General features: G+C 48.0%; 26 protein-coding genes and 1 tRNA gene. 14 read left to right on the forward strand and 13 right to left on the reverse strand.

Going from position 1 to position 21,276, the window contains the following annotated elements; translation table 11 throughout:
- Nucleotides 1–11: 11 nt before the first annotated feature.
- Together EXT46_RS01075 and EXT46_RS01080 are read right to left on the reverse strand one after the other, a co-directional pair.
- Complete coding sequence (locus EXT46_RS01075; protein ID WP_022943440.1) at nucleotides 12–245, reverse strand: EF-hand domain-containing protein; 234 nt, start codon at nucleotides 243–245, stop codon at nucleotides 12–14.
- 105 nt (nucleotides 246–350) lie between these two features.
- Nucleotides 351–587: an EF-hand domain-containing protein gene (locus tag EXT46_RS01080; RefSeq protein ID WP_130144677.1), complete on the reverse strand. Its 237-nt coding sequence runs from the start codon at nucleotides 585–587 to the stop codon at nucleotides 351–353.
- A 252-nt stretch (nucleotides 588–839) separates the two neighbouring features.
- On the opposite strand from EXT46_RS01080, the gene EXT46_RS01085 reads away from it, so the two are divergent.
- From EXT46_RS01085 to EXT46_RS01100, 4 genes are all read left to right on the forward strand, one after another.
- Nucleotides 840–2,255, forward strand: coding sequence for a HAMP domain-containing sensor histidine kinase (locus EXT46_RS01085; RefSeq protein ID WP_130144679.1), 1,416 nt, complete (start codon nucleotides 840–842; stop codon nucleotides 2,253–2,255).
- Nucleotides 2,256–2,266: 11 nt separating this feature from the next.
- The gene (locus EXT46_RS01090; RefSeq protein WP_022943443.1) at nucleotides 2,267–2,839 is read left to right on the forward strand and encodes a hypothetical protein; all 573 of its coding nucleotides are present in this window, start codon (nucleotides 2,267–2,269) and stop codon (nucleotides 2,837–2,839) included.
- The gene (locus EXT46_RS01095; RefSeq protein WP_022943444.1) at nucleotides 2,829–4,181 is read left to right on the forward strand and encodes a sigma 54-interacting transcriptional regulator; all 1,353 of its coding nucleotides are present in this window, start codon (nucleotides 2,829–2,831) and stop codon (nucleotides 4,179–4,181) included. Before EXT46_RS01090 ends, EXT46_RS01095 begins: the two co-directional genes overlap by 11 nt.
- Before the next feature lie 74 nt (nucleotides 4,182–4,255).
- On the forward strand, nucleotides 4,256–4,756 hold the full coding sequence (locus EXT46_RS01100; RefSeq protein ID WP_022943445.1) for a DUF1543 domain-containing protein: 501 nt from the start codon (nucleotides 4,256–4,258) through the stop codon (nucleotides 4,754–4,756).
- 8 nt (nucleotides 4,757–4,764) lie between these two features.
- Here the strand turns inward: EXT46_RS01100 and EXT46_RS01105 are convergent, their stop codons facing one another.
- The 4 genes from EXT46_RS01105 to pdsR form a co-directional block, all read right to left on the reverse strand.
- Complete coding sequence (locus EXT46_RS01105; RefSeq protein ID WP_045979315.1) at nucleotides 4,765–4,986, reverse strand: hypothetical protein; 222 nt, start codon at nucleotides 4,984–4,986, stop codon at nucleotides 4,765–4,767.
- Between the two features lie 29 nt (nucleotides 4,987–5,015).
- On the reverse strand, nucleotides 5,016–5,153 hold the full coding sequence (locus EXT46_RS18770; protein WP_157576255.1) for a hypothetical protein: 138 nt from the start codon (nucleotides 5,151–5,153) through the stop codon (nucleotides 5,016–5,018).
- A 62-nt stretch (nucleotides 5,154–5,215) separates the two neighbouring features.
- On the reverse strand, nucleotides 5,216–7,354 hold the full coding sequence (pdsS, locus tag EXT46_RS01110) for a proteobacterial dedicated sortase system histidine kinase (RefSeq protein WP_130144681.1): 2,139 nt from the start codon (nucleotides 7,352–7,354) through the stop codon (nucleotides 5,216–5,218).
- Entirely contained in the window at nucleotides 7,355–8,044 is a 690-nt protein-coding gene (gene pdsR, locus EXT46_RS01115) for a proteobacterial dedicated sortase system response regulator (protein ID WP_022943449.1), read from the reverse strand. It lies immediately after the preceding gene.
- 211 nt (nucleotides 8,045–8,255) lie between these two features.
- Between pdsR and EXT46_RS01120 the strand changes: the two genes are divergently transcribed.
- The 3 genes from EXT46_RS01120 to EXT46_RS01130 are packed head-to-tail and all read left to right on the forward strand — an operon-like array spanning nucleotide 8,256 to nucleotide 9,929.
- Nucleotides 8,256–8,513, forward strand: coding sequence for a hypothetical protein (locus EXT46_RS01120; RefSeq protein ID WP_045979317.1), 258 nt, complete (start codon nucleotides 8,256–8,258; stop codon nucleotides 8,511–8,513).
- 11 nt (nucleotides 8,514–8,524) lie between these two features.
- Nucleotides 8,525–9,148 carry a nicotinamide riboside transporter PnuC gene (gene pnuC / locus EXT46_RS01125; RefSeq protein ID WP_130144683.1) on the forward strand — a complete coding sequence of 208 codons (624 nt, stop codon included), beginning with the start codon at nucleotides 8,525–8,527 and terminating at the stop codon, nucleotides 9,146–9,148.
- The gene (locus tag EXT46_RS01130; protein ID WP_130144685.1) at nucleotides 9,141–9,929 is read left to right on the forward strand and encodes a phosphotransferase; all 789 of its coding nucleotides are present in this window, start codon (nucleotides 9,141–9,143) and stop codon (nucleotides 9,927–9,929) included. The genes pnuC and EXT46_RS01130 overlap by 8 nt, the downstream gene beginning before the upstream one ends.
- Here the strand turns inward: EXT46_RS01130 and EXT46_RS01135 are convergent.
- Complete coding sequence (locus tag EXT46_RS01135) at nucleotides 9,915–10,097, reverse strand: helix-turn-helix domain-containing protein (RefSeq protein ID WP_022943453.1); 183 nt, start codon at nucleotides 10,095–10,097, stop codon at nucleotides 9,915–9,917. The genes EXT46_RS01130 and EXT46_RS01135 overlap by 15 nt on opposite strands.
- Nucleotides 10,098–10,511: 414 nt before the next feature.
- On the opposite strand from EXT46_RS01135, the gene EXT46_RS01140 reads away from it, so the two are divergent.
- A tRNA-Arg gene (locus EXT46_RS01140) sits at nucleotides 10,512–10,586 on the forward strand.
- 140 nt (nucleotides 10,587–10,726) lie between these two features.
- Nucleotides 10,727–10,873, forward strand: a complete 147-nt coding sequence (locus EXT46_RS18775) for a hypothetical protein (RefSeq protein WP_165381035.1) — start codon at nucleotides 10,727–10,729, stop codon at nucleotides 10,871–10,873.
- Here the strand turns inward: EXT46_RS18775 and EXT46_RS01145 are convergent.
- Complete coding sequence (locus EXT46_RS01145; RefSeq protein ID WP_130144687.1) at nucleotides 10,850–11,560, reverse strand: hypothetical protein; 711 nt, start codon at nucleotides 11,558–11,560, stop codon at nucleotides 10,850–10,852. The two genes, EXT46_RS18775 and EXT46_RS01145, sit on opposite strands and share 24 nt — an antisense overlap.
- A 66-nt stretch (nucleotides 11,561–11,626) precedes the next feature.
- Nucleotides 11,627–12,589 (reverse strand): zinc transporter ZntB, encoded by a 963-nt coding sequence (gene zntB / locus EXT46_RS01150; protein WP_022943456.1) that lies wholly within the window; start codon nucleotides 12,587–12,589, stop codon nucleotides 11,627–11,629.
- A 180-nt stretch (nucleotides 12,590–12,769) separates the two neighbouring features.
- Between zntB and EXT46_RS01155 the strand changes: the two genes are divergently transcribed.
- The 3 genes from EXT46_RS01155 to EXT46_RS01165 are packed head-to-tail and all read left to right on the forward strand — an operon-like array spanning nucleotide 12,770 to nucleotide 15,160.
- A complete protein-coding gene (locus EXT46_RS01155) occupies nucleotides 12,770–13,198 on the forward strand; it encodes an ATP-dependent zinc protease (protein ID WP_130144689.1) in 429 nt (142 codons plus the stop codon).
- Between the two features lie 8 nt (nucleotides 13,199–13,206).
- Nucleotides 13,207–14,112 (forward strand): 30S ribosomal protein S6--L-glutamate ligase, encoded by a 906-nt coding sequence (gene rimK, locus EXT46_RS01160; protein WP_022943458.1) that lies wholly within the window; start codon nucleotides 13,207–13,209, stop codon nucleotides 14,110–14,112.
- Nucleotides 14,099–15,160, forward strand: coding sequence for a succinylglutamate desuccinylase/aspartoacylase family protein (locus EXT46_RS01165; RefSeq protein ID WP_130144691.1), 1,062 nt, complete (start codon nucleotides 14,099–14,101; stop codon nucleotides 15,158–15,160). Before rimK ends, EXT46_RS01165 begins: the two co-directional genes overlap by 14 nt.
- Before the next feature lie 30 nt (nucleotides 15,161–15,190).
- Here the strand turns inward: EXT46_RS01165 and EXT46_RS01170 are convergent, their stop codons facing one another.
- The 4 genes from EXT46_RS01170 to recQ all read right to left on the reverse strand — a co-directional run bounded on the left by EXT46_RS01170 (nucleotide 15,191) and on the right by recQ (nucleotide 19,684).
- Nucleotides 15,191–15,751 (reverse strand): mechanosensitive ion channel domain-containing protein, encoded by a 561-nt coding sequence (locus EXT46_RS01170; RefSeq protein WP_130144693.1) that lies wholly within the window; start codon nucleotides 15,749–15,751, stop codon nucleotides 15,191–15,193.
- 72 nt (nucleotides 15,752–15,823) lie between these two features.
- A complete protein-coding gene (locus EXT46_RS01175) occupies nucleotides 15,824–17,500 on the reverse strand; it encodes a POTRA domain-containing protein (protein WP_130144695.1) in 1,677 nt (558 codons plus the stop codon).
- 48 nt (nucleotides 17,501–17,548) lie between these two features.
- Nucleotides 17,549–17,839, reverse strand: coding sequence for a DUF3630 family protein (locus tag EXT46_RS01180; RefSeq protein WP_130144697.1), 291 nt, complete (start codon nucleotides 17,837–17,839; stop codon nucleotides 17,549–17,551).
- A 27-nt stretch (nucleotides 17,840–17,866) separates the two neighbouring features.
- The gene (gene recQ / locus EXT46_RS01185; protein WP_022943463.1) at nucleotides 17,867–19,684 is read right to left on the reverse strand and encodes a DNA helicase RecQ; all 1,818 of its coding nucleotides are present in this window, start codon (nucleotides 19,682–19,684) and stop codon (nucleotides 17,867–17,869) included.
- A 111-nt stretch (nucleotides 19,685–19,795) separates the two neighbouring features.
- On the opposite strand from recQ, the gene EXT46_RS01190 reads away from it, so the two are divergent.
- Entirely contained in the window at nucleotides 19,796–20,248 is a 453-nt protein-coding gene (locus tag EXT46_RS01190; protein WP_022943464.1) for a thioesterase family protein, read from the forward strand.
- Nucleotides 20,249–20,306: 58 nt separating this feature from the next.
- The gene (rarD, locus tag EXT46_RS01195; RefSeq protein WP_045979326.1) at nucleotides 20,307–21,236 is read left to right on the forward strand and encodes an EamA family transporter RarD; all 930 of its coding nucleotides are present in this window, start codon (nucleotides 20,307–20,309) and stop codon (nucleotides 21,234–21,236) included.
- Nucleotides 21,237–21,276 lie beyond the last annotated feature (40 nt).

The following is a 21,276-nucleotide window of genomic DNA, read 5'->3' on the forward strand; positions in this document are numbered from 1 at the left end:
AAGAGGGGTCGTTACTGGCGGGCGTAATTACTAAATTCACGTAGTGACAGCTTGCCATCTTTGTCCTGATCATAGCTGCTAAAGCGTGACCATAACGCGGGTTCTTGAGCGGCTTCTGATTTACTAATGGCACCATCGCGGTTGCGATCGAGTTCTTTAAAGCGCGACTCCACACTCCCAGCGTGGGCAGTGCTCAGAGAACTTAGAGCAATTAATGAGATAAATACAGTGACTATTACTTTCATATGAGTTCCTTGCGCGCGACTACGCACTTATATTGTTAGCCTAACGAATCGATTTTCACACGCCAACCAGAATAAGATTAATGGCTCGATTAGTGCGATTAAGTCCTAACTGGGTGTTAATTGTTGTTGCCTGAACCGAGCAAATTCATCGGCACTGAGTGTGTTATCTCGATTACGGTCGAGATCAGAAAAGACAGGCGCTAGACCATCAAGCTGCTGCGCTTCCAAATACGAAATAGAGTGATTATGCTCACTATCTAAATGTTGAAATGAAACCTGGCTTTTTGCAAAAGTGACTGTTATCACCGTGAGAAAAGCAACGAAAGCACTTAAACGTCGCACTGCATCCTCCAATTCATAGTGGCTTAATTCAAAAGCAGGTATAACCGATTTATCATGCCAAAGTCATACCCGCGCAGCATTAACAAGAACAATGCCAATTTTTGTTCTTGTTAAAATTCATAGGGTTAGTAGATTGGTCATGAAGGTAGTTAGGTTGAGTTGTTGCTAAATAGCAACAGGTGTGCGTTAATTTTTTAAATCTATATATATCTCAAAGCGTTACGGGTTCGCAAATTTGCAACAGGAGGCAAGTTGATAAAACAGTTATGGCGTTGGCGGCCCAATCTATTTGCACAGTTTTTTATTGGCGTAGCCATTCTGTTGGTGCCACTGGCTTTAGTTGTGGTGGTGTTCTTGCAGGCCCTTGATAAGCACATGGTGAATACTCAGCAAATGGTTCTGAGTAGTTATCAAAAAAATGAGCAATTCAATGAATTTAAACAACTTTTTCAGTCTCTAGAACGTGCAACTCTGCAAAATTGGGTACTGCAAAGTGAGCAGTTAAGTGAAGCGGTCGCACAGCAATGGCAAAAAGCAGATACCATGCTGGATAGCCAAATCAGTACCGCTGATGTATTTAGTGAACAAAGCCGTTGGCAAGAGCTGTATGCCACCTTTAGCGCTACCCGCGATGAATTGCGTAATAGCCAAACGCAAAACGCGCAATTGTTTGTTCCTTTACGCCAGCAGATTAATACCCATGGTCAGTGGCTGCACAAACACACTAAAAAGCAAGTGACGCATGCGCAGCAAGCTCTGGCTGATTTACAACAAAGCTTTATCCATTGGCTGGTGGCCTTGGTGCCCATTGTGTTGCTTTTTGGTGGCGGGTATCTATGGCGTATTAGCAGCCGACTCAGCTACCTTTCACGGGTGATTGGGCGCTTAGGCAAAGGTGATTGGGATGTTGATATTAAGCTCACGGGTGCCAAAGAGTTAAGAGAGCTGGGGCAGAAGCTACATTGGATGCAGCAGCAACTACAAGCGTTAGAGCAGCAAAAGGATACCTTCTTACGCCATGTTACCCATGAATTAAAAACCCCCTTGGCATCAATGGTGGAAGGCTGTGATTTGCTTAGTGAGCAAGTCGTTGGGCCCATTAACGAGCAACAGCAGGATGTGCTGGCACTGATCAGCCAAAGCACCGAACGCCTGAGAGCAATGATTCAAAGTTTGCTCAACTACAATGCTATTCGCTCACGCACCGCTAACCCGCGCCCGTGTGAACTTGCTGACCTAAAACACCAAGTGTTAGAGCATTTTGCTGATCGCTTAGCGTTAGCGCAGCAGAAGGTAAATTGGCAGTGTGATAAGAAACTCGCTATGCTGCGCCTTGATGGCGAATTGGTACAAATGATCTTGGTGCAGCTCCTCTCGAACGCCATTAAGTTTTCTCCACCTGGTGCCACCATCACCGTAGCGATTAGTCAAAGTAAGTCTGAGGTTGAATTGAAAGTATGCGACCAAGGACCTGGAATTTCTAAAGCTGAGCAAGAACGTCTGTTTGACGCTTTCTTCCAAGGCAAAGCGGGCAAGTCTAGTCGCTTGCAGGGCAGTGGGTTAGGTTTGTCGATAGTTAAAGAATGTGTTGACCAACTCAACGGTGATATTAATATTCATTCAGTTTCCCCTAAGGGCAGTTGCTTTACGCTGCATTTCAATCAGTAATGGAGTTCATTATGAATAAGTTTGTCGCCTTGGTGAGCCTTGGTATGATCAGCATGCTAAGTGCCGGCTGTCAGTTGCTAGGGAGCGCAGAACCCAGTGCAACTGTGGTTGAACAACCCAAAGCGCCAACAACAGTGGTGGTCGGTACGCCCAACCCTAAACCGCGGCCAAAACAGCCGCCATCTTACCCGAGCGCACAACAGCTGGTGCAATGGCATGCACAGCAGTGTGGTGGTTTCGCCGCCACGGCGCAGGATAACGATGAAACTTTCATTGCCGAGCCGCAATTGAAACAATTTTTTGCGCGTTTATGCTTACGAGGGCAAACGCAGCCACAAGAAATGTTGGCTGAACTCGAAGTGGTGAGTGCCCAGTATTACTGGCCTGAATCTAGCGCTCGCTACTTCTGGTTGCTGAAACAGCAACTTATCGCCAACGCGCAGATGCGCCAGGAGTTACAAGCGCAAAAGCAAGAGCAAGCGCAAATGAAAGCGCGCATGCAAAAAACCTTGTCTTCGCTTGCCGCAATAGAGCAACAGCTATTGCAGCGTAGTACCCAGCAGGAGAGTGACAATGAGTACTAAATCCAAAGTTTTATTAGTGGATGATGACGAAAGCCTATTGAAGTTACTCACCATTCGCCTGTTAGCCAATAACTATGAAGTTAGCACCGCGAATTGTGCCAGTGATGCCTTAAGCGAGCTGCAACAACAGCACTTTGATGTGCTTCTTACCGACTTGCGCATGGATGATATCGATGGCATGCAACTCGCCGAACAAGTGCAGCAACTTTACCCGACCATGCCAGTGGTGATGATGACCGCACATGGCTCTATTCCCGATGCGGTGAAGGCTACCAAGCAAGGCGTGTTTGCCTTTTTGACTAAACCCATAGACAAAGACGAGCTGATCGATACTCTAGCTAAAGCTGTGCGCCTGCATGGTCACAGCCAAGGTCAGCAAAGTAACCATCATGGTATCGTTACTCGCAGTGCCACCATGCATCACCTGCTAGAGCAAGTGCGAATGGTTGGCGCCGCTGATGTGAATGTGCTGATCTCTGGGGCCAGTGGCACAGGTAAAGAGTTATTAGCCAAAGCGGTGCATGAAAATAGCAATGTCAGTGATGGACCTTTTGTTGCCATCAACTGTGGTGCGGTGCCCGCAGAGTTGTTGGAATCACAGCTGTTTGGTCATAAAAAAGGGGCTTTTACCGGGGCCACAACGGACCATGTGGGGTTATTCTCACAGGCCGAGGGAGGCACCTTATTTCTCGATGAAATTGGCGATATGCCTTTAAACCTGCAGGTGAAGCTATTGCGTGTGCTGCAAGAGAAAACGATTCGCCCGGTCGGCCATAGCGAAGAAATCCCCGTTAATGTGCGGGTGGTGTCGGCAACCCACAAAGACCTACCCACGGCCATTAGTGAAAATACCTTCCGTGAAGATTTATATTACCGTTTAAATGTCGTCAATCTGCGTCTGCCTGCATTAAATGAGCGTCGCGAAGATATCTCGCTGTTGGCACATTACTTTTGTGAGCAAATTGCGGCGCGCCAAGAGCAAGCAGTGAAACGCTTTAGTGATGATGCTATGGACTTGCTACTGCGCCATGATTGGCCCGGTAACATTCGTCAGTTGCAAAATGTGGTGGAGCAAGTTGTGGCGCTCAGCCCTAGCGAGCTTATCAGTGCGAAGCAAGTAGCGCTGGCGCTGCAATGTGAGATGGAGTCGAGCTCACCCATTGCCCTCAATGAAGCGAAAAAGCAATTCGAGCGTGAGTATTTGATTCGCGTTTTGAAAATGGTGGACGGCAATGTCGCTCAAGCCGCTAAACTCGCTAAGCGTAACCGCAGTGACTTTTATAAGTTGATTAAAAAGCACGATATTGACGCTGAGCAGTTCGCGCCATCGGCAAGTAAGTAAGGCCACTTTAGGACTCTTACAATCCGAGCAGCGCCTAGATATACTGACTCTTTTAAGACGCATGGAATAATTTAATGCAGTTATTTATGGTGTATTTAGGTGGGCGTGTTCGCGGCTGTCATATTGAAATGCATGACGTACGCTTTGTGGTTGGGGAGTCCATTGACGATACCTACTCAAAACTTAAGGCGCAATGGGTCGGTGACAAGGACAAGGTGCATATGGACTCGTATATGGCCGTTAACGACATCGATGGCTACCACATTGCCATTGCCGACACGCCGCAAAATCGTCCGGAGCGTTTGTATTTTGTGAACTTAGGTGCCTATGAAGCAGATAAAATGGCTGAGCAACATGCCTTCACATTGACCGTTGCACACAGCGCCGAGCAAGCCAAACAGCAAGTCAAACAACGTTATTTAACGCACATGAGCCATCAGCATAAAGATGATCTCCATGAGGTGGATGACTGCTTTGCCTTGGATTTGCTCGATAACCAATACCACATTCACCTAACCCCAAGCGGACGCTCGCAAACAATCAAGCCGGATTGGTTTGGTTATCACGTATTGTAGCGACCTGATTACTCCTCGTCCTGCTCATCTTGTTCTTGTTTGATGGCCATGCGTATCGCAATAATGACTAACGCAAACAATGCAAAGGGCAGGGCCGCGAGGGCGTACTCTACGATATGGCTATCTTGATAGTTGGGTTGCAACACAAAGTGACCACCCACACATAAAGCGATAGCAATAAATAAAATAGGCAGTAGGGCAAGTTCTTTTTTAGCGCGGTGTGGTTTCACAAAAATAAGGCACGAGGAGAAGACGTGCCTTATTGTAATGAACCTTCACTATTAGGTTCAAGGGGTATTGGCTGAGGAGGCGTTGGCTCAGCGTGTTCGCTATTATTAAAGAGCGCAAAAATATACTCAATCTCCTCAGGCTGAAGAAGCTGACCTGTCATACTCATTTGTGCTCCATAATTGCGACGATGGCCTAACTTTAACGCTTTAGGAATGAATCCGTCGTGAATCAATCTTGGATTATTTTAATGGTCAGTGAAAAGACCACGCCACTGCCATCAGCGAGGTTTTCAGCCTTTATTTGTGCCTGATGATAATCGGCAATAAGCCGCGCCACGTACAAGCCTAATCCCAAATGGGGCTGCTGCTGCTTATCTTGCTCGCGGACCGACACCATGGAATCAAAAATATGCTCACCAATATCCGCAGGAAGCGCGGGGCCTTTATTACTCACTTTAAGTACTGCGTGCTGAGCTTGGCGCTCAAGGGAAACAGCAATAGCACTGCCTTCGTAAGCAAACTCCAGGGCATTGTTAATCAGCTTATCTAGCAGCTGCGCTAAAAAATCAGCTGAACCTTCCACGGGAATAGCCGCGTCGCTAATGTTGATGTCAAAGTGTGCTTGCGGGTATGCGAACTGATAACCCTGCATACAGCCATGCACCACTTGCTGCAGATCGTAATGCTCTTTTTTTGCCGTTGAGATACTTTGCTCTAAGCGTGTTGCTTCGCTCATGGTGGTGATCAATTTGTTCAGCCGATTGACCCCTTCTTGAGCCCGGGTTAGGTACTTTTGCTGTTGTGGCTCGGTGGCGATCATTTGCAAGTTTTCTAATGAGCTGCGTACCACGGCCACCGGCGTACGTAATTCATGAGACAGGCGCGAGGACATATTCTCTAGGTAATGGGTATAGCCGCCTAAGCGATTAACGATATTGGCGAAGCTGCGGGATAAGTCACCAATTTCGTCACTGTCTTTACTCAGTGTTAAGGTGCCGCGAACGCGACCTTGCTCATCAATGGCTTGCTCGGCACTGTCACGCAGGCGACGAATGCGCGAGGAAATGCGTGAAGCGAAGAAAAACAACGTGATGGTGCCGATAAACATCACCGCCAAAATCACGTTAAATAGCTTTTCCAGTGCCTTGTTGCGCAGCGTACGTACGCCATTGGTGGTCTCTTCTGCGATCACCGCGCCGAGCACTTGGTCATCACCCCAAATAGGGTAGGCGGCACTGAGAATAACGGCTTTGTTATCCGGTGTCAGGCGCCAATTGGAGGCCGGCTTACCTTTTAGGGCGTTGGCTATGTGGCTGCCTTCAAGGGCGGCCACATCGTGCAAGGTATCTAAAAAATCACTGGGCGGGCGGGTGAGAATTTTATAGTACAGCGGGTGTAAAAAGCGCTCTTCAAAGCGTTGCCACGCCCCTTGTTGTTCGTTTTCTTGTAACGAGCTTGCCCAGACACCATCGGCATGTTGAATGGTGCCCGACTGTGCTAATACTCGATGATGTTTATCGACAACCCAAATGCGGCTGCCGCTGTGACCCATGCCTTTAATAATGCGTTTGATCTCAGGCGATGGTAGCAACACGGTGCCAAGGCGGTTGGCATCATGCACATTAGAGGTGGCCATGAGGTGGCGCTGCTGTGGGCCATCGTCCCAATCACTGATAGCAAAGCCCAGTTTGTTCCCAAGCATATTTAAGGGCATACGCAGCTCGATGTTATAACCTTGTGCAGTGCGTCGGAAATAGCCCTGAATTTGTGTGTAGGGTTGCAGTGACGGCAGTTCAAAGGCGTTGACCCAGCCATCTTCGCGGGTCGCGACAATGTAATTCGTAAGCTCCCCCTGTGGCGTTTTTATGGCGATTTTTAAGTGGTCGTTGCGACTCACGCCAAGGGCATTTTTGGGGCGGTAACGCACGGTGTCATCTCGCACTGCGAACACCGCGTACAGGTAATTACCATACTTGCCGACCATATGGCGAAAAGAGAGATCGGCGTTGTCGTGCTCAGGGTTGGGGGTACTCAGGTATTGGCCATGATACTGCCACATTAACTCTTGATAAGGCTGCCAATCGCCCAATTCGCCATCAAGACGAATGGCATTGTCGATGCTGTAGGCGTACAGGTCGCGGCCTTTCTCGACCTTGTCGGTAAATTGACTGGCGTTTTCAAACAGGGCCGGGCGTTCATGTAAGGCCGTGGCCAGAGCTCGGGTGGTGCCCACTAAGGTTTTTTCTTGCCCTTTACGAAGGTACTTTTCCATTTCCCAAACGTATTCGTAGCCAAGCCATGGTAGGACGAATAAAAAGCAAGATAACACAATGACCTTACTGCGCAGGCCGAGGCCAAATCGTGCCATTTACTTCATTTCCCAGCGGTAACCCATGCCATAGACGGTGTTGATGCAATCAAAGCTAGCATCAATGGCTTGGAATTTTCTGCGAATACGTTTTACGTGCGACGTGATGGTGCTGTCATCGACGTATATTTTCGCATCGCTCATTAACTCATCACGACTTTTTACGTGACCGGGGCGCTTAGCAAGCGAATGTACCATCCAAAACTCGGTTACGGTCAGATCCACGGCTTGGTTTTGCCAAGCGGCGCGCATCCGCTTGAGATCTAACTCCAAATCGCCTTGCTCTATGGTTTCATTCGCTTGCGGGGGCGTCTCTTGTGCTTCCACGCGGCGAAATAACGCACCAATACGCGCTGCTAAATGGGCCATGCTGATATCTTTGGTGAGGTAATCATCGGCCCCCATACGCAGGCCACAGACTGTATCAATTTCGCTGTCACGGGCAGTTAAAAAAATAATTGGCAAGGTGTGTGAGCGGGCACGCAAACTTTGGCACAGCATAAAGCCACCATCAATCTCATTGCCTAAGCCAATATCGACGATGGCGAGATCCGGTAGTTGCTCAAACAGCGCTCTTTCAGCACTGGGTCTGTCGGCAAACCCTTGTACTTGGTAGCCTTGTCCTTCGAGCATTTCAACGTAGTTATCGCGAATAGCAGCTTCGTCTTCGATAATAGCAATGCGTTTCATAATCCGTGTGCTGAGTTTTTTGTTGTGAGCGCTACTATATCGCGAATTTAGCGCTTTGTGAGCAGTTATGGGCTAATTGCCATAATTCATCATTTTTGTGCTCGCTTTGGCCGTCAGTGATTTATGCAGAGGACAAAAATATCCTCAAGGGTGTTTGGCTTATGTTAGCGACAGGCTACAATAGCGGCTTTATATTTCCCAAGGTAGGCCCATGAAACTGACAGTAGAAATAAGCAAGTACCCATTGCATCAAGACTATATCCCCTATATTCAAGATTTCATTGACCGCCTAAATGCGCATGGCGATATTAAAGTGATCACCAATACCTTATCAACTCAGGTGTTTGGCGATTACGACACCGTGATGTCAGTAGTGAGTGCAGAAATTAAACGCTCCTATGAAACCTACGGCAAGGCTATTTTTGTGTGTAAGTTTCTATGCGGTGACCTCTCTCCTGAGGCGAGTTAAGAGGCGTAAAGATGGAAACTCTGAGCGCTATTATTGCCGGGTTCAGTGCCATGTCGGTGTGGGAATACGTTGCTGTGGCATTATCCATGGCTTACTTGCTATTGGCTATGAAAGAGAGCTTGTGGTGCTGGCCGGCGGCTTTCATTAGCACCTTAATCTATACCTTGATGTACTGGAACGGCGCTTTGTTAATGGAGTCAGCGCTACATTTTTACTATATGGGTATGGCGGTGTACGGTTGGTGGGCATGGCGCTATGGTCGTCAAAATAGCACCCGCCAAGGTATTACTTCATATACCGTCCAGCGTCATGCAGTGGTAATCGCAGCCACGACGGTGGTCGCCCTCGTGGCAGGGTATATCATGGATAATTACACCCATGCTGATTACGCCTACCTTGATAGTTTAACCACCTGTTTTGCGGTGGTAACGACTTATTTGGTGGCACAAAAAGTGTTGGAAAACTGGCTATATTGGGTGGTTATTGATGCCGCGTCCATCTACTTATATGTTGCTAAAGGGTATTATCCGACAACGGTGCTGTTTGTGTTTTACACGGTGATGGCGGTGGCCGGCTATCTGCGCTGGCGGGCACAATACCAGCATAAGAGCACCACAGGAACGGCCTATGCCTAAATCTGTCGCCTCAATTAATAGCCTAGTGCGGCGCTATAAACCCAGCACACGCATTGAGCAAATTACCTATTTGCCACAAGGTGTGAGCAACGAAAACTATCGTGTTGATACCGCGGAGCAATCGTGGTTGGTTAAATTTTATGCTAAGCCATTACCCCACGAGGCAATTGCGGCTCAGCGCCGCTTAGCCAAACAGGCTGCTTGTCCCGCGCCTTTGTACGTAGATGAAGCGCATCAAGGGGCTATTTTTCATTATGCGCCGGGAAAGGTGCCAGAGCAGTTTGATGTCAGCCAAGCTGTGAAGTGTTTACAGCTCATCCACGCCCAGCCATGCAGCGGGCCATACCTTGATTTGCATGCCGAGCTTAAGCGCTATGAGCATCAGCCTTTTTACCAAGCATATGCGCAAGCGCTGCATCAGGTTGTCACTGATACTAAAATGCACTCTGAAGATATGCGCTTTTGTCACAATGACTTAATTCGGCAAAACATTATTAGTTACTTAGGATGTTGGCAGTGCATTGATTTTGAATATGCTCAGCCCGGCGACCGATACTTTGATCTCGCCATGCTGAGCATTAGTTTCTCTCTGACTGAGGCAAAACAGCACGCGTTGCTAAGTGAGTACTTTGGCAGTGAGCAACGCATCGACTGGATTAAGTTTACGGCTATGCAGAAGTTAGTCGCGGCGCTGAATTATTTTTGGTATCGAGCGAATAACACTGCGCATCGAGTGGATGAAGCCAAACTACAACTCGATGAGATTCTAAATGCCACCTAGGCGCTGTGCCAACTCCTTGTATCTTTCCACGTCGCTTTTATCGAACATTGGGTCACCGTTATCATCTTGGCTTTTGGCAATGAGCAAATGCTCACGGGCAAGGCGTTTTACGCGTTCAATTTTTACACCAAGGTATTCGGCGACTTGTTCTGCAGTCATCAAGTTCATAGGGGCTCCAAACAGCATATAAATAGTAGTGTACATACAGTGAAACAGACGCTGTTCTTCTCAATAGCTGTGCGCTTTTATGGCGGCAGCAAGCCAACAATACTGAAATAAAAAGATGATGATATCTCAGCCCACTTACAGCTTGTTGAGGGAAGTTAACAGCAAATTTGCAACACAGTAGATATAAGTAAAGTTCAAGATAGCAGGATTGCCAGAGAAAATAACGCAAAAGTATGAGTCAAATGTAAATACCTTGAATGCCAAGGCGAAATTGCATCATGAGTGGGTGAAATTTAATCGTATTGCTTGGTGCTGAGTGACAGGTGCTGAAAATATCGCCATATGATCCGCTAGGGCTAGTATTTACCTTGTGATGCCTTTACTATAAGCGCTGTCTGAACACACAGACACTGCGCTCTCGTGGTGAAATGGATATCACGTGGCCCTCCGGAGGCCAAGTTCTAGGTTCGATCCCTAGCGAGAGCGCCATTTTTTTCTGTTAATATTACCGCCCTTAAATCAATCACTATCCCTCTTTCATATTGAGCATGTCATTTTTATTTTGTGTGGCAGTTATGAGCTATCAGCCTATGCCATGCAGTTAATATCATGCATTAGAACAACTTTGCATGGCGCTGCGCCAAGTCAATGTGCAGCTATATTCGGGTGAGTTGTTCATCGCTCCAGTGCGCGATCTGGGCATTGTGTATGGTGAAGGTGATGCAGAGTGCGCCCAGATACCATCAAAGCGATTAACGCGCTTTAAAGACGCTTAACAATCGCTTGCCTAAGGTATAAATCACTTGCTTAGTGTGGATGGGAATAATCACGAATAGTCCCATGCCAGCATCAAAGTTCGGATTCATTTTGCAGTAAAAGGCAATTTCTTTTTTATCACTGGCTTGAAAGGCCGCAAGCTCCGAGATGCTGTAGTTACTTGCACGGTTCACCGGCTTTAAACAACGAAGAGAGCCGCCAGGGCTTACTCTTCCCTCCGCGTTAAAGTGCTCAAACAGCGCGTTGGGACTGCTGCAATCTGGGTGTGGCCAAATAATTGCTACATGCTTGGCGATAGCCCGGTACATCGCTGGACTGAGCATTGTATCGGCATAATACACAGCGCCCCAAGGGCGTGTAAGCCAGTAGCGAATACTGTGATACAGGGAAAAAGAGAAGGTATTGCCACCATTTCTATATTGTGGGTAAAAAGCTGCGGAGGCTCGTATTACCGTGCTTTTGTCGTGCTGTGTGAAGGTTAACAGGCAATAGCCAACCAGCGTGCTATGGTCAAAATAAAGCCTGAGCTTACGCTGACATGCCTTGGGGTCATCGAAATAGTATTGCATGTACTCATCAGGGCTGACCCCGGCAAAGCTAGCTGCGATCACTTCTTTAAGCGCTAGCCGCTGCGCGCTACTAAGCCACTGGGTCTGCTGATCTAAATCGCGTATTTTTAAGCTCATACGTGGGCTACATCCGTGTGTGAAGGGGGAACGTGGCAAGCTAAGCAGACCACGTGGGTAGGCATTTTATAGCCATTTTTTCATACGAAAATACAAAGCGACGGCGGCGGTTAATATCACTAGAGCGAGAACAAACAACGGGAATGCCGCTGCTGATTCCGTTCCAGGAATTCCGCCAATATTGACGCCCAGTAAACCGGTAAGAAAGCCCAGGGGTAAAAACAGCGCTGCTACCACTGACATCACATACATACGCTTATTAAGTTGGTCGGATACTTGGCTGGCGACCTCTTGTTGGATTATCTGGGCGCGCTCAATATTCAAATCAAGTTCTTCTAAGTAGCGCAGCAGATGGTTAATGGTTTCATTGATGCGCGGCGTATCACTGTCAGCCAACCAACTTGGCTGTTGACTCACAAGCGCGCGCAGAGCCTCCTTTTGTGGTCTGATATAGCGCTTCAAGCCGATAGTTTGGCGGCGCACCTGTGATAGCGCATTGTGATCATGTGCTCGTTGGCTATCAACATCTTCTTCAAATTGGTCAAGTTTATCTTCGAGTTCATCTATCACACCTTGCATTCGCGAGGTTAAATTTTCGCACAATTGGCATACCAGTGCTGAGGTGGTACTCGGCCCTTTGCCTTTACGTAAAGATTCAGCAAGGGCATTCACCGACAGCAGGCGACGGTGGCGCGTAGAGACGATAAGCTGTTCACTAACGAACACGCGAATCGATACCATATCATCAGGACTATCTGCCGGATTAAGATTGACGCCACGCAAAAACAATAAATGGCCACTGTCATCGCTGACAATACGAGGGCGTGTTTCATCGGCAATAAGGGCATCATGTGCAAATTCACTTAATGGTACCGCTGCCAAGTATTGCTCAATATCATCTTGGCAGTAATCAAGATGTAGCCACAGCACACCATCACTGGGCTTCCACTGCTTAATCGCTGATTTTTCAGTTAATTGTTCAGCGCCGCCTTGAGCGTCTAACACTAAGGCATGAATCAAAGCTGACATAACACCTTCACTTTCAATACAGAATGTTTCTTCTATCCTTGTCTATTATCGCTACAAGATCAATGAATAGTCTTTATCGACGCGAGTAATTTAATTCACTGTTCTTTATCGATAATTACCGTATAAAGCGGCTTTTACTATTGCGCTCCTCGCCGTTGGAGCATACGAGTGACTTCGCATATGACAAATAAAATAACAGTAGGTTGGCGTGAGTGGCTAGCCCTGCCTGAGCTGGGGATTGATAAAATCAAGGCTAAGGTCGATACCGGTGCCCGTACTTCATGTATTCATGCTTTTCGAGTTGAGGAGTTTACACAAGAGGAGCAGGTCTGGGTGCGGTTTTGGGTTCATCCCATTCAAGACGACAACAACACAGAGATACAGTGCCAAGCGAAGGTGATAGATCAGCGCACCGTCACTGACTCTGGTGGGCATCAGGAGCAGCGTTATGTCATACAAACGCAGTTACTTATTGGCGGCCAACAATGGCCCATTGAAGCAACACTCACAAATAGAGACACCATGAAATTTCGTATGCTATTGGGGCGTACAGCCATGGCAGGGCGTATTGTTGTAGACCCTGAATTGTCACACCAAACACAATTATAAGGTTTATTATGAAAATCGGCATTTTATCACGCAACAAGTCGCTGTATTCCACTCGCCGTTTAATTGAGGCGGCACAACAGCGTGGCCATGAAGTACAGGTATTGGATGCTTTACGCTGTTATATGAATATCAACTCGCAAGAGCCGGAAGTACACTATAAAGGTCAAAAACTAGAGGACTTCAACGCTATTATTCCGCGCATCGGGGCTTCTATTACGTTTTATGGCTGTTCAGTGTTACGGCAATTCGAGATGATGGGGGTGTACCCTGTGAACGAATCTGTTGCTATCACCCGCTCGCGCGATAAATTGCGTTCTTTACAGCTACTATCACGCAAGGGAGTGGGTATGCCGGTAACCGGTTTTGCATCCAAACCCGATGATGTCAAAGACTTGCTTGAGATGGTGGGTGGAGCCCCGGTTGTTATCAAGCTGCTAGAGGGGACACAAGGGATTGGGGTGGTGCTTGCTGAAACACGTAAGGCGGCCGAGAGTGTGATTGAGGCTTTTATGGGCCTGAAAGCACACATCATGGTGCAGGAATATATCAAAGAAGCGGGCGGGGCCGATATTCGTTGCTTTGTCATTGGCGATCGTGTTATTGCGGCGATGAAGCGCCAAGCCCAAGAAGGTGAATTTCGCTCCAATTTACACCGTGGCGGCAGTGCCAGCTTGGTACGGATTACTCCAGAAGAGCGTAAAACAGCAGTGGCCGCCGCTAAAGCAATGGGGTTAAATGTCGCTGGGGTTGACTTACTGCGCTCTGAGCGTGGCCCTTTAGTGATGGAAGTTAACTCTTCACCAGGACTCGAAGGAATTGAGTTAGCGACAGGAAAAGATATTGCTGGCATGATTATTCAATTTATAGAAAAGAATGCTAAAGAAAAGAGGACCAGAACCCGTGGCAAGGGCTAAAAAGAATCAGGCATTTACGCTGTTAGGTGAGCAAGTCGCACCTGGGCAGCGGCGCACCTTTGAGCTTGAAGCGGCCAAGCTATATACCCATTCACCACTGACCATTAATCTTGAGGTGGTCAACGGGGTAGAAAGCGGTCCGGTATTGCTGGTGTGTGCAGCAATTCACGGTGATGAGCTCAACGGTGTTGAAATCGTGCGACAAACCTTAGCAAAGGTTGATGCCACGCAACTGCGTGGCACCTTAATTGCTGTGCCTGTTGTCAATGTGTTTGGTTTTATCCATAAATCTCGCTACCTTCCCGATAGGCGCGATCTCAATCGCTGCTTCCCAGGCTCGCAGCGAGGATCTGTGGCGGGGCGTATGGCGAATACGTTTTTTAACGAAGTGGCGATGCATTGCAGCCATATCATTGATTTGCATACAGGTGCTATTCACCGCACCAATTTACCGCAGATCCGAGCCGATTTAAGTAATGAGGAAACGGCAAAAATAGCCAGTGCCTTTGGTACGCCAGCGGTGATCAATGCCTCGCTACGAAACGGCTCACTGCGCAGTGAAGCGGCAGAGCTTGGGATCCCGGTGATCACGTACGAAGCTGGAGAGGCCTTACGTTTCGATCCCATCGCTATTGCTGCGGGTGTGCAAGGGGTGGAAAACGTCATGCGTAAACTGAGGATGCTACGAGGCAAGCGGGTTCGCAAGCAGGCGGAGCCGGTTATCGCCAGTTCTACCAGTTGGATCCGCGCCGAAACAGATGGCATTATCCGCGCTCAAGTATCCCTTGGCGAACGCGTGAGTAAAGGCCAAGTGTTGGCTTATATCAACAGCCCGCTAGGGGATAGTGAATGTGCGATTTTAGCGCCGCGCAGTGGCATTGTGATTGGACAACAAACCATGCCTTTGGTGAACGAGGGCGATGCTATTTTTCATCTTGCTTATTTTGCCCATGCCAACTCGTTGGTTGAGCAACAGCTAGAGACATTTATTGATGAAATCAGTGACATGGATGATGAGTTAAAAACACCTGAACTTAACAATGAATAACAGGCGCAATTGCGCCTGTTGGCATTTGTTTTAAGGTTTATTTTTAGGTGCCAGTATGCGCCGTGTAGGCTTGGTTTTTTGTGGCGGTTTGTTCAGTACCATCACTGGCCGGGTTACAAATAAATTGTTGGGGTAGAGAACACGATGACCCTCTAGGTGCTCTAACACCACGTTCATCAACCCCATTTCAATAATCCGTCCTTCTATGAAGTTGGCGCCATCAATCACCTTGACCCAGTTGCCGACCCGGCAATCATTTTGTACAAACATCAGCAAAAACGATGTCAGATTTGAAAGCAAAGACCAACCCGCAAACATCGCGACGCCAAGCATTGCAAACAGGCTTGAGCCGACCACTAATAGCCCGCGTAACTCAATGCCCCAGAATACCAACAGGATGCACAGCAGGACAAAAGCAAGCAACACTTTGAGTAACAATTGCGCGCGTTGTTTGCGATGAGGGTCGACTCGACCCCGGATCGTTTTGTTAAAAATTTTCAGCTGCAAGCGCACCAATAAAGGGAAAAGCAGCAGCACCACAAGGGTAACCAGCCACTTATAATGTTGAGTAAGAAGATCAACCAGCGCCACAGATATGTTCCTTATAAAAACAAGTTGTTAAAGCCGCTGTATAGCATGGAAACAGCCATCAGCAAAGTGTATTTAGAAGGATTTCTTCACGGTCACCAACCACTGGACGGGGTCGACATCATTTGGGCGGTTGATAGCTCTGGCGACATCGATATGAATAACCGTTCCGGCGTTGGCGCGACTTGGTGCTAAGCGTAAACCAACCCCATAGTTGTGGCGAAAGTGGGTGTCATTGGCGGGATGGCTGTTGGTAAACCAGGCTTGTCCTGCGTCATAAAAAGCAGCCCCACCGACGCGAAATAACTGCCATAGGTTATATTCCCAATAATAGCGCTTCTCAATGCTAAGCAGTGCTCGCCGATCCCCTTGCTGATAATGCTGCGGGTATCCGCGCAGCCCGGAATCGCCACCTAGTGTAAGCTGGCGGTCCAAGGTTAACCCTTCAGCGCCATCTATACGCGCCTTTACATACCACGATTGAGCATCATCACTATTAAAGAAATACTCAGCTTGGGTGCCAAAAAATAGATTCTCAGCAGTGAACCCATCCTCGCGTAGCTGACCTTGTACATCCACCGACCAACGCCACAGACTCTGCTGATTAACGTAGTGGCTGCGCTGCACACGAAAGTCGAGCACCAAACGGTTGGTATCGCCACCCAGAGATTCGCCTGAGTAACCTAAAGTAGTATCGATTTGCCAGCCTAGGTTCAAATCTTCGGTGCGCGTGATAGAGTCGATATTGTGTACTTTTACATAATCGTCTTGTAACCAGCTGACTCGTAGATAGGGATAGGAAAGTGTACGCTCTTCGGCAAGAGGTAACACGGTTTCATCGATCGCATCAAACCGGTCTTTTTGGTAGCGATAACCGACGATGGTGCGCTGTGTCCAATTCGGGGCTGGGGAGCTTGAAACCCCATAAAACAGATGGCTAGAAGAGGTATGTTGCGAGAACTCACTGATCTCTTCACCGCGATCATAGAGCTTCTCCTGACGGCGGTTACTGCCATTGGCCACCCCATAACTGTGTTTTGTAGACAGCGCATAAAAAGGATAAGTGACCGACAGCCAATGGCGCTTACCGTCACTGTTATCTGCATACTCAAGACGACCGCGATAACGACTGCCGAGAATATTCGGATCGTCATAGGTAAATTCGTAACCACTGCGCTCCTCATCATTGGTGCGTACTAAGGATACGCGCTTACCCCAACCAAGGAAGTTACTGTCACGAAAACCAAACGTGGATCGGTTCTCACCTCCGCTGCGGCTAAAGCTAATCTCTGGCAACAAAGTCCAGAGTTCACGGGTTTCGACTTTCACATCCACAAACTCGTCGCACCGCGTTTGCGCACTGATCCGAGCGTCATATAAATAGCCTTGTTGACGCAGCAAACGTTCTGACTCGCGTAATTGTTGTGGGCTGTAGCGATCGCCTGGTTGGAACAACAAAATATTCTCTAACACTTGCTGTTCAGTCATCACATGCATGTCGTTGGCAAGGCGAAACAGCCAGTTATTTTCATCGTCTAATTCGGTGTTAAAGATATTTTGCTGGCTAAAGCTAATGTCTCCAATCCGTCGGCTAGGATTGGCATCTGGAAGGGGAGCTTTGTCCTCGAGTTGACGCGATAGTAAGTGGTTACTTTGCACTTGGGACTGTTCATTCTTGCACTTTTCCTGCTGCGCGGGAGCAGCACTGGAAAAGGCGGCTAGGGTACTCAGTAGAACGAATAGTCGATTCATTTAACTCACTTTTTTCCATATCGTGAATTAAAGTGTATCGCACATTTATTAACTTGCGCTTAAATAATTTCCTAATTCGGTTAACTTACCTTGCGCTTCAACCCCTGTGGCGCTGATCCAAATATTGTCGCCATAATGTTCAAAATGCAGCTCAAAAGGAAGCTGTTCAAAGCTAAAACGCAGCATGTGCCTGTCTACACCTTGTTCAAACTCACCGATGGCGATGGCGTCATGATGCAAGAAAATACGGCCCCAAAAATCGAATTCATCGGCGCTGGGCATCACATCAGGAGTAATGATAATAACGTGGTGTTGGCTATCTATAGCGAGTTGGGTCACAGTTAAGCTCTTATATGGTATTGGCGATTATTCGGGTGACAGATGATTACGAATTAAAGTCATAAAGGCACTGCCGTACTTACTGAGTTTAGTGAAACCCACACCCGATACTTTTAAAAACTCGGTGTCATTGGTAGGCATAAGTTGCGCCATTTCCGCTAAGGTTCGGTCATTGAATACCACATACGGCGGCACATCATCATCGTCCGCTAGTTGCTTGCGCAAGGCGCGCAGTTTAGCAAACAGCTTTTTATCGTAATTGAACTGGGCCAGCTTATCTTGATAAACGTGCTTGGCTTGTAAACGTGGTTCAGCAAGTTGTAACTGATATTCGCCCTTGAGCACCGGTCTGGCTGCTTCGGTAAGGTGTAGTACCGAACCTTGGGTAATATCTTGATGCAGTAAGCCCTGATGAATGAGCTGGCGCAAAATACTGAGCCAATATTCGCTGCTGTGCTCCTTGCCTATGCCATAGGTGCTTAAGGTGTGATGATTGAGATCTCGGATACGCTGAGTGTTGGCGCCGCGCAGTAACTCGACGATATAGCCCAGCCCGAACTTTTGTCCGGCGCGATACACACAGGATAGCGCCTGCTGCGCCACCACGGTGCCATCAAAACGCTGTGGTGGATTTAAGCAGATATCGCAGTTACCGCATGCCTCGCGCTGGTATTCACTAAAATAATTAAGCAGTATTTGTCGTCGGCAGGTTTGCGCTTGGGCAAAACTGGCCATGGCATTGAAACGTTGCTCTTCGACACGGCGGCGCTGCTCATCGTCAATGTCTTCAAAAAAGCGCCTAACTCGAGGGACATCCGCCGGGTCAAAATACATAATGGCTTCTGCGGCCAAACCATCCCGTCCGGCTCGGCCAGTTTCTTGATAATAAGACTCGATGTTTTTGGGAATATCGTAGTGCACCACAAAGCGCACATTGAGTTTGTTGATGCCCATGCCGAAGGCCACAGTGGCGACCACAATTTGAATATCGTCTTTGGCAAAAGCGTTGTGTACAAAGTGGCGCGATTCGTTACTCATGCCAGCGTGGTAACCGGCGACATTAAAACCTGCTTCACTGAGCTTTTGGGCCAAATCATCAACACGCTTGCGGCTAGTACAGTAGATGATGCCGCTTTGCCCACTTTGGGTGCGCAAATAGCGCAGCAACTGAGTGAAAGGTTTAAACTTTTCTTCCAAGGTGTAGCGAATGTTTGGCCTATCGAAGCTACCAATATGGATATAGGGCGAGCGAAGCCCCAGTTGATTGACAATATCGACACGAGTGGCGCTGTCGGCGGTGGCAGTAAGTGCCATCATCGGTACATGGGCAAAGCGCTGTTTGAGTTCACTAAGGCGGAAGTAATGGGGACGAAAATCATGCCCCCAGTGAGACACACAATGTGCCTCATCAACCGCAATAAGGCTGATATTTAAATAGCCAAGACGCTGCATAAACTCATATTGCAGCACTTTCTCCGGAGCAACATAAAGTAGTTTTATTTCGCCGTCATGGAGTTGCTGATAGATGAGCTGCTGCTGTTCACGAGTCAGAGAATTATTAATATAAGCCGCTTTGACCCCTTGGGCGTTGAGCTGGGTTACCTGATCTTGCATCAAAGATATTAATGGTGAAATGACCAAGGTTAGCCCGGGTAATAACATTGCCGGCACTTGGTAGCATAATGACTTGCCACCGCCTGTCGGCATGAGCACTAAGGCATCCTGAGCGCCAAGCACGGCGTTGATCACCTGCTGTTGGCCCTCGCGAAATTGGCTGTAGCCGAACACGTCGCGCAGGATCTGCTCAGGCGTTTGTTCGGAAAATAATGCGGATACACTGCTCATGGCCGCCTATTCTAGAGTCTTTTATTATTCCTGTCTGCAACTGCCTTGCTCTTTGCTTAAAAATGCATCTTCAGATAGGCTATAACTCATCTTACCAGTTGAGAACAGACTATGGATAAAGCTCAAGCCCTGAATAAGCTAAGCCAGTTATTTGCGCAAATGCCGTTTAACCAGTTATTGGCAATGGAGATTAAGGAGCTGGACGGCGAGTCGGCGAGCATCGAATTGCCATGGAGCGCGCAGTTAATCGGTAACCCGCAACAGCAAATACTCCATGGCGGAGTTATTTCGTCGTTGTTAGACACCGTGGGTGGATTGCTTGCTGCGGCATCGGTGATTGATAAATTTGGCCCGGCAGAAATGCTCAGCGCACAATCCCGGCTGGCAACCTTAGGCACCATCGATTTGCGCACAGATTATTTACGCCCGGGCAAGGGTGAGCGTTTTATTGCTACGGCTATGTTGATTCGCTCGGGTAACAAGGTGTGTGTCTGTCGTATGGAGCTGCATAATGACCAAGGTGTGCAAATCGCTTATGGTACAGGCACTTATTTAGTCGGATAAACTAGCCCTTCAACAATGCGAGGCGTAGAATAGCGTTTTTACCGTTTGGGTTAGTGTTATGTCATCCGATGCTCAAGCCAAAAAAGGCATGCTATTCGCAGCCTTGGCGTTCACTATGTGGGGTGTTGCCCCGGTCTATTTCAAACAGTTGCTCGCTGTACCCGCTCTGGAAATCCTTGCCCATCGTGTGATTTGGTCGGTGCTATTTTTGCTGTTAGTGGTGGCAGTGTTGCGTCAGTGGCGTAACGTCCAAGTGATCATTAAGCAGCCAAAATACTTACTCATGTTGGTGGTGAGTGCCACCTTATTAGGGTTCAACTGGGGCTTGTTTATTTGGGCGGTGAACAATGACCACATGCTCGATGCCAGTCTTGGCTATTACATCAACCCGTTACTGAACGTATTGCTCGGTGTAACCTTTTTATCTGAGCGCTTGCGCAAGTGGCAGCTATTTGCGGTGGCTTTGGCGCTCACTGGGGTGGCCATTCAGCTGATCAGTTTCGGTTCGTTTCCGGTGGTGGCCTTTGCGTTGGCTGGTTCCTTTGCCACCTATGGTTTAATTCGTAAAAAGATGCCCGTTGAATCATTACCTGGGTTATTACTTGAAGCGGTTATCTTATTCCCGGTGGCACTGGCTTATTGGTACTTCTCAACGCCCACAGCAAGCTCCGATTTAATGGTCAATAGTTGGCAATTAAATACCTTGCTGGTTAGCGCCGGTATTGTGACCACCTTACCGCTATTGTGTTTCACCGCTGCTGCTAAGCGGTTGCAATACACCACTATCGGCTTTTTCCAATATATTGGCCCAAGCCTGATGTTTTTATTAGCCGTGGTCTTTTATGGCGAGGTATTTGATGCTGAGCGCATCGTTACCTTCGCCTGTATTTGGGCTGCGTTGCTGGTGTTTAGTTGGGATTCATGGCGCTTTAGCCGCAACGCTCGCGCGCAGCAGCAAGGCACCGTCAATCGCGCCAGCTTGCGTTAATTTTTTAAACTCGCCCACGCCTGCTAATGGCTGGCATGGG

Origin of the sequence: Pseudoalteromonas sp. CO325X, assembly GCF_004208955.1 — a bacterium.
GTDB lineage: Bacteria > Pseudomonadota > Gammaproteobacteria > Enterobacterales > Alteromonadaceae > Pseudoalteromonas > Pseudoalteromonas ruthenica.